At 51.8% G+C, this 9,542-nt stretch carries 7 protein-coding genes and 1 pseudogene; 4 read left to right on the forward strand and 4 right to left on the reverse strand.

The annotated features are described in order from the left end of the window. From KP705_RS14770 to KP705_RS14785, 4 genes are all read left to right on the forward strand, one after another. A partial coding sequence (locus KP705_RS14770; RefSeq protein WP_215764723.1) for a cation transporter occupies nucleotides 1-310 on the forward strand: 310 nt, incomplete at its 5' end. A 261-nt stretch (nucleotides 311-571) separates the two neighbouring features. After that, the gene (locus tag KP705_RS14775; protein WP_015075049.1) at nucleotides 572-964 is read left to right on the forward strand and encodes a hypothetical protein; all 393 of its coding nucleotides are present in this window, start codon (nucleotides 572-574) and stop codon (nucleotides 962-964) included. A gap of 69 nt (nucleotides 965-1,033) precedes the next feature. Further along, nucleotides 1,034-3,346, forward strand: coding sequence for a TonB-dependent receptor domain-containing protein (locus tag KP705_RS14780; RefSeq protein ID WP_211561937.1), 2,313 nt, complete (start codon nucleotides 1,034-1,036; stop codon nucleotides 3,344-3,346). Between the two features lie 8 nt (nucleotides 3,347-3,354). Beyond that, the gene (locus tag KP705_RS14785; RefSeq protein WP_099287663.1) at nucleotides 3,355-4,701 is read left to right on the forward strand and encodes a PepSY domain-containing protein; all 1,347 of its coding nucleotides are present in this window, start codon (nucleotides 3,355-3,357) and stop codon (nucleotides 4,699-4,701) included. Here the strand turns inward: KP705_RS14785 and KP705_RS14790 are convergent, their stop codons facing one another. From KP705_RS14790 to KP705_RS20215, 4 genes and pseudogenes are all read right to left on the reverse strand, one after another. Further along, nucleotides 4,702-5,361, reverse strand: coding sequence for an SCO family protein (locus KP705_RS14790; RefSeq protein WP_099287664.1), 660 nt, complete (start codon nucleotides 5,359-5,361; stop codon nucleotides 4,702-4,704). 266 nt (nucleotides 5,362-5,627) lie between these two features. Then, a complete protein-coding gene (locus KP705_RS14795) occupies nucleotides 5,628-6,725 on the reverse strand; it encodes an AI-2E family transporter (RefSeq protein WP_099287665.1) in 1,098 nt (365 codons plus the stop codon). Between the two features lie 962 nt (nucleotides 6,726-7,687). Further along, nucleotides 7,688-9,391, reverse strand: a complete 1,704-nt coding sequence (locus tag KP705_RS14800; protein ID WP_215764725.1) for an oleate hydratase — start codon at nucleotides 9,389-9,391, stop codon at nucleotides 7,688-7,690. Nucleotides 9,392-9,427: 36 nt separating this feature from the next. After that, nucleotides 9,428-9,542: pseudogene (locus KP705_RS20215) on the reverse strand (recombinase family protein); the annotation flags it as partial.

Raw genomic sequence — 9,542 nt, forward strand, 5'->3', positions numbered from 1 at the left:
CGAGATCATGGGTGCRATCGGCGCTCTGGCGCTGGCCGCGAACCTTGCCTCGGTGTTTCTGCTCCTGCCCTACAAGGATGGCGACGCCAACGTGCGCTCGGTGTGGCTCTGCTCTCGCAACGATGCGATCGGCAACCTGATCGTCATGGCCGCGGCGTTCGGCGTCTGGAGCACCACCAGCGCATGGCCCGACCTTGCGGTGGCCGCGATCATGGCTGGCATATTCCTGTCATCAGCGCTGCAGATCCTGCGGCAGGCATGGGGAGAATATCGAACCGACGAGACTGGCACGAAGGCAGCCGCCGCATAGGGTGAGGATCATGCGCCTATGTCCGCTTCCCGGCAACGCAAAGCGGGCCAGCCACGTCGTAGAAGTAGGCGGAAGCAGCATGTCCGGTTACGCTTACATCTCGGGCACAAAAGAAGCTTCTTAAGCTTCCGGAAAGGGACATCGACAATGAACATGGAGCGCTTAAAAAATTGGGGTTCTGTGCATCACAACCCAAACCAAATGGTCGAAAAATACATTTCCATCTGGCGCAGTGCTGCAAGCCGCTTTAAATGAAGAAGAATGATGCGAAGTGCGCGGTATAGCGGAGGGAGTCTGGTCTTTTGGCCGCTGGTTCTGCTTGCCATCATTATTCGCCTCAGCGTTGGAAGTCTGCCTTTACCGCAGTTCCTGCTTGATGATCCGTTAAAACAGTTCACCAACTTGTCGACCCTTTGCGACAGCCAGGATTTTGGTCCGCATAGTCCTGATCATCATCACGCAGCGGATGTTGGTGATGGGATTGCAGTGGTCGACGACCTGCTGGCGATCCTGATAATCGGATGCGTCGCTGCTGTTTTCCTCGTTCTGTCTGTGACAGGGCGGAGTTTTTTCTGGTGTTTCCCGCCAGTGCGGGGGCCTCCCCTATGGCGGCTATCGGGCATTTATGCTCAAGGACCTCCCAACCTGATCTGACAAAAACTTAGCGCCTTTATCGCATCTGCGATGAAAGGCTTTCTGCGTTTTTCAGATCAGAACGAACACATGAATACTTCTTTTGAATCAAGCCGTCCTCTCGGCTCGCTGGTGCTTGGCTGCGTTTTTCTTGGAGCCTTTCCAGCTCATGCACAACCTCTTCAGGCGCGTCCCCGTAAAACAGCCTCAGTTGCGTCTTCTGCACATCAGAATGTCGAAAGCATTCTGGTTCGCGGTACGACGCGTGGTTCTGCACGACTTCATCCAACCGATGAAACAACCTACAGCGCGGAACGTACAGATTTCGCACACAGGGCAGCACAGTCGGTCGCCGATATGGTCGCAACCCTTCCTGGGGTAACTGTTCTGCAAGGTAATGGGCCGCGTGACAGCGTCGTTTCTGTCCGTGGGTCGGGCGCACGTCAGTCCTATGGTCTGAAGAATCTTCAGGTTACGGAAGATGGGTTTCCCATGACGCAACCAGACGGTACGGCCCGGGCAGATTTGATCGATCCACATGCCTATGAAGGCGTGGACGTCTTTCAGGGACCAGCCTCTACGCTATACGGTAATTACGCGATTAACGGGGCGATCAATTTCCGCACCCGGAACGGCGCTGACATTCATGGTCTGGAACTGGGTTCAGACTTTGGCAGCTTCGGCCTGTTCAATAACTACATAACGATTGGTGCGGGCAATAAACGCTACGATTTCATGCTGTTTGGTAGCGATGTGCGCAGTAACGGTTTCATTGCGAACAGCCAGTACAACACGTCTACCGAAAATATGCGGCTGCGGGTTAATCTGACCTCATCAGATCGCCTCATTCTAAAATTCGTTAATAACGTCACGGATACATCGCTGCCGTTACGCCTTTCTCTGAACCAATTCCGCAGTAATCCCTACCAAAATGGTTGTGCCAATGCGGCATCGGCTGCTGCTGGATGCGCTTCGGTCAATCTTCTGGTGAATGGGGCCTATGGAGCCCGCCAGACGATGAGCCCGCAGCAGGCAGGGCTGGGTCGTTTTGACCGACGCAGCATTGTGGGGCTTCGATGGGAGCATGACTTTGATCCAGGAACAACCTGGCATACTCAGTTTACTTACGATCAACGTCATACCGATCAGCCAACTTCGACAACGGCTTTTGTCGGACCGTTTAATTCCTATAATGTGCAGACGGATCTGACGAACCGCAGCCGTATCGGAAAGACGCCGCTCACCAGTTTTGTCAGTGCCAGCTTCGACTACATGGATTATGGCTATCAGGTCTATAATCTGACCCCGCAAGGCGGCGCGACCCGCGGTGCTTTGAATTCCACGTCATACGGCCATCAGTGGAACATCGGCCTCCGCTTTCAGGAAGACTGGCAGTTTTCTCCGCTTTGGCATGCTGTAATCGGACTTGGTGGGACGCAATCTGATGTTGGAGCAGTTCAGACGCTCTACAATAGATCGGCAAGTTCAACCTCTTTGCAGAATATTACGGCCAATCGACGCTTCTTCAATCTCGCACCTGAAGCCTCGCTGGTTTATACACCAACCAAAGACTGGACTTTGCACAGTCGTGTTGGAACAGCTTATGCCACACCTGGCTATTCCAGTTTCTTCGTAACCCCTCAGGGAACCTACGGGAACAATACGCAGCTTAAGAGCGAAACGAGTCTCGGTTTTGACTTGGGGGCCGAATGGCACCCGTCGCCCAGCATCAATATTCAGGCCACGGGCTTCTATGAGTTCTACCGGAACGAACTTGTCAGCCAGTCGGCGGGTGTCAATACACCCGCGGGAAGCTATACTTTCAACGCCCCGGCCTCAGAGCATCGTGGCATTGAACTGGGCGCGACATGGCAGCCATTGCATGCCTCTCTGCCCGGTGCGCGGCTGAAGCTGTCTTATACCTATGACAACCAGATCTACACGAAATACACCGAGACCCTGTCCAACAGCACGATGGCGCGGAATTTCTCGCGGAAGGGGAATCTCATTCCCGGTGTTATGCCGCATTTTTTAGATGCGCGTGTTCTCTATGATCAGCCAGACGGATGGCTGCAAGGGCTGGGAGGTTTTGCAGAAGTGACGTGGAGGAGTTCCTTTTACCTCGACAATGCCAATATTCTGAAAGCCCCCTCATACGCATTGCTCAATCTAGAGGTTCATTACGACCCTCCAGAACGTCTGGGCTGGGCTCACCGTCTGCACAGCTACTTCGAGGTACAGAATGTAACCAATCAGGTTTATGCCGCAGGTGCGACTGACATCAGCGATACACTCCTTTCGACCGGGCAGCAGGCTGGGCGACGTGTTTTGGCCAACAAGACAGGCTCAATCTACGCCGGATCGCCAAGAGCGTTCTTTGGTGGCGTGCGGATCAAGTTCTGAAGGTATCCATGATGATGAACGCTTCCAGTGCCCCAGTCTGGCCCGATTATCGAACGATCTGGCGATGGCATTTCTTTGCGGGTCTCTTCTGTCTTCCCTTTATTGTGTTGCTATGCCTCACAGGGTCAATTTACCTGTTCAAACCGCAGGTGGATCATTGGATCGACTGGCGTTACGATCATCTCGCAGGCGGTGCGACACATTCAACCCCGTTACAGGAAGTCAGGGCGGCACTCCATGCTGTCCCTGGCAGCCATTTTCTAACCTATGAACTTCCGGAGACGACTTCCGGTGCTGCCCGGGTGATCGTTGATCGTCAGGGCACAGCCATACGCGTGTATGTTGATCCGACATCATGCGTGGTTCTCAAACAGGTTCCTGAAGAAGACCGTTTTGAGCGCATCATCTTTAAACTGCACGGCCAGCTGTTATTGGGGAATACTGGCTCCATCATCATGGAAATGGTGGCCTCTTGGACAATTGTTCTGATTGCTACAGGCCTGTATCTTTGGTGGCCGCGCCGGATGCAGAGCCTGGCGGGTATTCTTTATCCACGGATGACCCGAAACGGTCGTGTCCGGTGGCGAGACCTCCATGCGGTAACAGGGTTGTGGGTCTCCTCGTTTTTGGTGCTTTTTCTGGTTTCCGGCTTGCCGTGGTCTTTTGTTTGGGGGCACGCTCTGGCTCGGGTGGAAACACAATTCAGCCGCCTGACTTCGGTTCCTGACTGGGACATCGGAGCTGTTTCTGAACGCAATCGGATTGCAGGGCGCTCGGTCTCGCCCCAACAGACCGATACAATGCCAGGTATGGATATGGGGCCCATGGCGATGTCGGACAGCCCCTTATCAGACAGCCTGAATCAAGTGGTCATGACGGCGTCCCAACTCGGATTTCCAGCACCTGTTCTCGTAACGCCACCTTCAGCGGGAGAAACAACGTGGGTTGTTCGTTCCGACACGCAGAACCGTCCCAACCGCATCAGTGCGATGGTAGAGGCCTCCGGTCGGGTACGGTCGATCCATCGTTTTGAAGAGAAAGCATGGACTGATCGCGTCATCGGTTATGGAGTTGCGGCGCATGAAGGGCAGCTGTTCGGGAAGGCCAATCAGTTTTTGAATTTTCTTGTAGCGGTCGGATTACTTGCGATGAGCATCGCAGCACTTGTCTTGTGGTTTAGGCGCAAACCCCCAGGGAGGCTGGGAGTGCCGCCTGTCGATCCCAACAAGAAGATGGGCGTGGGCGCGTTGGTTATCCTGATTGTACTGGGATTACTCTTGCCAGAACTTGGAGCGTCTCTTTTGCTTCTCTGTCTCGCAACTCTGCTTTCACAAGCTGCCCGCCGTGCGTCGTAACTAACTGGCAGGGACGAGACGGCGCAATCGTGTGGCGATTTCCTCTGGGCTTGTGTCGACTGGCAGAACGGACACAAGCCGATTATTGCCATCCATTAAGTAAAGAACGGAACTATGATCCATAAGATAGCCTGAGGACATATGATCCGCCGAAGTGCCACGACGTCGCGCCATGACGTGGAAACTGTCAATAACTGCGTGGATCTGAGATTCAGTTCCCGTAAGTCCAACGATGTTAGGAGAGAAGTGACTGACATAATCGGCAACAACTTCAGGAGTATCACGCGATGGATCAACCGTGATGAAAATCGGCACAATCTGGTGTGACTCTTTTCCCATGAGATCGAGAGCCTGTGTGACCGTCGCGAGGGTTAACGGGCAGACATCTATGCAGTGTGTGTACCCAAAATAAATCAGTGTATAGCGCCCTCGGAATTGACGCTCCGTGAGAGGATGACCGTGCATATCGATGAGCGTATAAGGGCCGCCCAACGTGGCTGAGGCCCGATTTAGAAAAACTCCGCGCATTCCGATTGCCCCGAGAAAGAGGCCCGTGATGATCACCACCGGAGCGACTAGTTTCTTCGCTTCATTGAGACGAAAAGGTTTTTTCTTAACAGTCTGCTTTGGTTTTTTACGCCCTCCATTGAGGTTTGGCATAATACCCTCCCTTGAGGATGTCTTCTTAGCACAGGAAGCATCTCAAGAGCATAACTGGCTTTAAAGGTATCGAAGAGACAACCACAATGTGGAGGGTTCGAAAAACCTCCTTTTTTGGTCGATTTATAAACATAAATCATTGATATTGTTGCGTATAAAAATGCGAAAGAAGGGTTTTCCGAATCTGTCACTTATCCCGGTCGTCTCTTGGAATCAGATCAGCGCCATCCTAGGAATCCTTACCGATTCATTCAGCACAGAAAACGCTAGTGTAATGAATTGGGCGGCAAAGGCGAGATTTTAACTCGGGAGTCGTTAATCCAGCTCTTGGTCAGGGTATAGGCGACGGAGAGGACCAGCGGACCGATGAAGATCCCGACCAGTCCCAAGCCGCCAAGACCTCCGATGACGCCGAGCATGATGAGAATGAGCGGGATATCGGCCTGCTTGCGGATCAGAAACGGGCGCAAAACATTATCGATGATGATCGTGATAATAGTCACAATTAGCAGAAGCAATGCGGGCATCAGCCCCTGATCAAAATAGACCCAGATCACGGCTGGGATCAGGGTAACACCAGGGCCCGCCTGTAACAGACAGACCATGAAGGTGACTGCTGTCAGAATACTGACCCATGGCGCACCTGCGAGTTTCAGCCCGATCCCCGCCACAGCGGCTTCAACGACCGCCGTTACCGTGACGCCGAATGCAACACCCCGGATCGTATAAGCGGCAAGCTGAAGCATCTCCCGTCCCCGGCTGCCTGCGAGAATGCTCACCAGACTCTCAGCGACCGCAATTGCCGATTCAGCGCGCATGAGAAGTACGCCCAGAATGATTAACGTAAGCACGAACTGGAGGGCGAGCAGACTGAAACTTCCCGCATAAGCCAGAAAACTATGAATCAAGGTCTCAGGAGACGGCATGACTTGCCTGACCATTTCCGGAAACTGCATATGCTGCATCCTGGCCCACAACGGACCAATATGTGGTCCAATCAAAGGGAGTCGTGCAAGCCACTTGGGCTCATCCGGAAGACGCAGAATGGACGCAGACGAGGCGAGGGCGGCGATATCGCCGAAGTGACTTGAGACTGTCGTAATGGCGAGCCACAACGGCAGGATGAACAGCACCATCGCGATCAGAATGGTCAAGGAAACGGCTGCTCGTCGGCTGTTTCCAACCCAGCCTTGAAGATGGAGCAGCATGGGCCAAGTCGTAACTGCGATCGTGATGGCCCAGATCGTCGCTGGCAGGAATGGTTTGAGAATCCAGATCGCGCTAATAACAACGCCGCAGGCCAGCAGGGCGACCAGAACGGACCGGGTGCTGTCCTGCGGACCATTCTGGAAAAGATCTGGCATCTAATCGCCTTCGGTCTGAAAATGAAACCCTGAGAAACCTGTATCAGGGATACCGACCCGGACAAACCGTCAGAGTGCGACCAAATGCGCGCTTACACGAATACGCCATAAATCCAACGACAACAGATACAACTCAAAGGGAAGTAAGTGCCGCCTGCTCAGGGCCCGGGTGATCTCCACGTCCTCTCCCAAGGGCGAGCACCAGCGTTGCCCGGGTCTAGGACCGCTGCTCTAGAACAGGCAGGACTTCGGCCAAGTGGTCAGGGGGCGAAGGATGAGAGCGTCATGACTAAGAGTGTATAGGTGTTTCGTAACTTTCCACTAGAGACTAAAATCAATTTTTAGGCTTGGGAGCAGAATATTTGCTCTTGGGATCTGAAGAATTTTCTTCGGGCTATACTTAATAAAGTGGATCTGGTGGCATCATATTCTTACGGAATAACAGTCTTTACAAAGCCCAACAGCGTGATGTTGGGACATTCTGGTCCGTTTGCGGATTAGGGGGGGTGAGCACACAGAGAATAGTCTGACCATGCTTCTCAAGCGTGAAGAGCGCCCCAGATTCTTCATAGCTTGTGGTTGTGGTGATCCGATATCCCGTTTTTAGTAGACTGTTTAGGGAAGCTGTGACTGGATGAAGTGTCGTTGGGACGGCAAGTGGACTGTAAGGCGATTTAACACCAGATTCTGGCAACCAGTCGTGGGAGCTTTGCGCAAAAGCGCAGACTGGGAAGAGAAGGGCGCACAGGACAGGAAGTGGGACCAAAGGATTGATCATAGAAAGCTCCAAGAGAAGGAATATATTGAGGTCAGTGACCCGCTAACATTGGCAAGAAGTTCATGACCAGCAGGCCTGCAATGACAAAGCCCATTCCGGTGATGGTCGGGAGATTAAGGCTTTGGCCCAAAAAAACATCTATGTCTCTGAGATCTGACCAAAACTCTAACCCTTCGAAATGATGTTATTTTCGAATCCTTTCTATAATCTCTTCCCGGGCCTTTTGCAGCCATTTGCCCACGGTATTGATTGTCTGAGCGCTCTTTTTGAGTAAACCCTTCAATTCGGCGTCGGCAGTTTCGCGAAATTCCTGTCGCCGATCTGGAAGTGGTGGTAAAATATGGGCGTAGTAAGTCTTTTTAAGTAAGAGATGTAATAAATATTCACCCAGGAATGGTTTTCCATTATTGATCGCTCGGGCAGCTTTGATTAAATTACGAACATCATATTGTACCGGGCTGATATCAGGAACCTTTTTTTGTAAGCCCAGTAAAGTATAAACTCCAATTCTGGCTGTCCGAATAGAAGAGTCCATTGTAAAGACGATGTCGTTTGAAGTTTCCACGAATTGCCCCATAAGCGCGAGATTTGTGCAACCCTGCGGTACTACATGTGGCCGATCACCGGCTTTCCGGGGCATGAACATCGCGGTGATATAGGGCATGAGCGCCAGACGGACCTTTGTATTGGCTAACACTGCTTCAAATTGATTGTCTGTAATGCCCAAATGGTGGCAAAGCTCTTGAAGGATTTCGCGGCCAGTGCAGGCAGGCATTGGCTTTTTGATACAATTGCCGTCCTTGTCCATAAGCAAAGCATACGCCCAAAGAACCAATACATTACCGGGTTGACCGGGGAAATGTGGTTGGCGATTACAGGTGACGCTCAAGACCCAATTGGAATCAGTGAAGGTAATGATCCCTCCGGTTACGGTCTTGCCTGAATAAGGATCGTTGACAGAGAGTTCTTTTATTCGATCTACCAGTGGTGAAGGATTGCAGGTGATGGTGGCAGATTCCCACATCGACCTGCCAATATCGTTATAGAATTTCTCAGGCTTACCAAACAACGACGATTTTTTAGCTATGTTTTTCCATAACGCCCAGTCACTATCATTGCCTGGATCGTGACGACCACGCTGAAGAACGGGGGCATGGTTCATGTCGCCATACGCGGTTCCTTCGGTCATTGATCCAGTCAAGACAAATACAAGGTCTTTTTCGTTTACCGAGATAAGGTCGGCGGCCCCATGGTTGAGCATTCTAATGCCTGTGACAGTACATTTCCCCTCTTCATCCCGCCACTCGAGGTCGTAGGCACGTGCGCCGAATTCGAACTTTACACCCTGCTTTTTAAGATGCTCAACGAGAGGACGTACAAAAGTATCGTACTGGTTATACTTCGGGAAAACGAGCGCAGACATGTCATTGAGGCCGTCGATCGCGTCAATGAAACGATGCATGTACAATTTCATCTCGAGCAAGCTATGCCAATTCTCAAACGCGAACATTGAACGCCAAAAGAACCAGAAATTGGTTTGAAGAAAGTCTGCGCTGAAATAATCCTCTATCGTAACGTCATCGAGATTCTCCTTACGTTTCAGCAAGAGGCGAATTAACTGCCACTGCTGTGAACGAGAAAGGCCGAAGGTTGAGAAATCACGGATCTGTCCCTGCTTGTGCATAAGCCGGGCTTTCGAATAATTGGGATCATTATCATTGATGAGGCGATATTCGTCGAGGACGCTGTATCCCGACGGAAGCTCGATTGCCTGGATATCCTGAAAAATATCCCAGAGATTGTCGTAGTTCCAGTTCATCTCGCGGCCACCGCGAATGATGTAACCATCTTCAGCGTTGCCAGCGCCATCAAGCGAACCACCTTCAATATGGGGTCACGACACGAAAGTGTACTTTACGTACGCTTAGAGTGAACCCAACAAGAACGTTGAGGCTGTTCTGCTGAGAGTTCGATAGACAGTTGGCCGAGAAATAGAAAACAGTTCTGAAAGATCGCTGATGGAGTAATCGCCGGTATCA

The organism is Gluconobacter sp. P1D12_c, assembly GCF_018812105.1.
In the GTDB taxonomy this organism is placed as follows: domain Bacteria; phylum Pseudomonadota; class Alphaproteobacteria; order Acetobacterales; family Acetobacteraceae; genus Gluconobacter; species Gluconobacter oxydans_A.